This is a genomic window from Winogradskyella psychrotolerans (assembly GCF_018860565.1).
Lineage (GTDB): Bacteria > Bacteroidota > Bacteroidia > Flavobacteriales > Flavobacteriaceae > Winogradskyella > Winogradskyella damuponensis.
In genome coordinates this window covers 1-1530 of record NZ_JAHKPS010000027.1, presented here as the reverse complement: position 1 = coordinate 1530, position 1530 = coordinate 1, and the positions used below count along the sequence as shown (strand labels likewise).

Annotated in this window: 1 protein-coding gene; it reads left to right on the top strand. The window is 32.6% G+C overall.

All coding sequences use genetic code 11. From position 1 onward, the window contains the following. The first annotated feature begins 616 nt into the window (after positions 1-616). A complete protein-coding gene (locus tag KO504_RS13835) occupies positions 617-1402 on the top strand; it encodes a TIGR02391 family protein (RefSeq protein WP_215927813.1) in 786 nt (261 codons plus the stop codon). The last annotated feature ends 128 nt before the right edge of the window (positions 1403-1530 follow it).

The following is a 1530-nucleotide window of genomic DNA, read 5'->3' as shown; positions in this document are numbered from 1 at the left end:
CATACACAAACACGTTAGCAAACATTTCGCGCGTGTCAACAATTTCAAGGCTTTTACCAAGTTCTGTACTTATTTGCTTCAGAAAACTAAGTTAGAATTTAAAGCTGAATCTTAAAAAAACATTACGCTGGAATTTTTTACTCTTGCGGAACGTTACACACGAATTTCGGCTTACCCAACTTCAGTTCTTTAATTCAATATTATAGCAATCCTCAACTTTTGGATGATAAGCGGACTGGCAAAACGTACGGCTGAACTGTTCGCAGTTTAAAAAATTTGAAAATAGATGTTTAAATCAACTGATTCTGATATCACGAAAATTAGATATAAACAAAACTGATTCTCTTTGCGGAAATGAACGAAATAATAATTCGGAGATCTTTTTGATCTTTAAGTAAAAAATGAAACAACGTCTGAAAAACAAATCGTCCGGAAATACACAAAGGAGTAGCATGTAAAAAGAAAAAACGTTAGCTAACAATGTATATAATTTATAGCTGCTTGTAGCCTACTGTCGAAAAACCTCACGGTTTTTCTATTTCAGTTTTTATTTGCTAACTTACTCGCTTATAACACGCAACAAATCATATACGAAACCGTTGTAGCCAATTTAAAAATGAATCGACAAAAACAAATAAGTGCAAATATTCTTGAGGGAATTGCAAAAACTATAGGAGATACAAACAGAGGGCTGACTGGTTCTGAAATAGGTTACATCCTACAAATGGCCAAGCTTAAAGATGTTGACCCTGTCAATACTAAATGGAGAAGAATTTATAATTCATTCGTGGAGTTTCAGAATAAGAATCAAACCTCAAATAATATCCTAAACTTTGTAAAACTATCAATGGACCCTTCAAGATATGTAGGTAATACAAATCTTTTTAATGAATTAAGAGATGAACTAAATCAAAAAATGTCTTTTGCTGGTTTCCAGATTTCGGAAAGTGGCACACTACAAAAAATAAAGACTGCTTTAACTTTATCAGAAGCAGAAGAAAGAGCAGATAGATTGAAATCTAAACTTCAAAACAGAAATGGACATCAAGAAATATTCAAATTCTGTAAGGCTGAATTACTTTCAAATAACTATTTCCATGCCGTTTTTGAAGCTACGAAAAGTGTTGCGGAAATAATTAGGCAGAAAACAGGTCTTTCTGAGGATGGTTCTGAACTTATAGAAAAAGCATTCTCAATCAAAGACCCAAAGATTCAAATTAACAACTTGGCTACAGAAACTGAAAAAAGTGAACATAAAGGATTTGCGAATCTCATTAAAGGTGTTTTTGGAATGTTTAGAAATACTACAGCTCATGCACCTAAAATAACTTGGGAAATTAATGAACAAGATGCATTGGATATTTTATCTACTATATCATTAATTCACAGGAAATTAGAATAAAAAACCGGCTACAACACCGTGTATAATTAATGGCTAGTTTTAGCTTACTTACGAAAATCCTCGCGGATTTTCTATTCGGTTTTTATTTGCTAACTTAGTTGCTTAAACACGCCACTAACCATACACAA

Coding starts and splice junctions, on each gene's coding strand:
- KO504_RS13835 (WP_215927813.1), top strand. CDS start 617: ATGAATCGACAAAAACAAATAAGTGCAAATATTCTTGAGGGAATTGCA.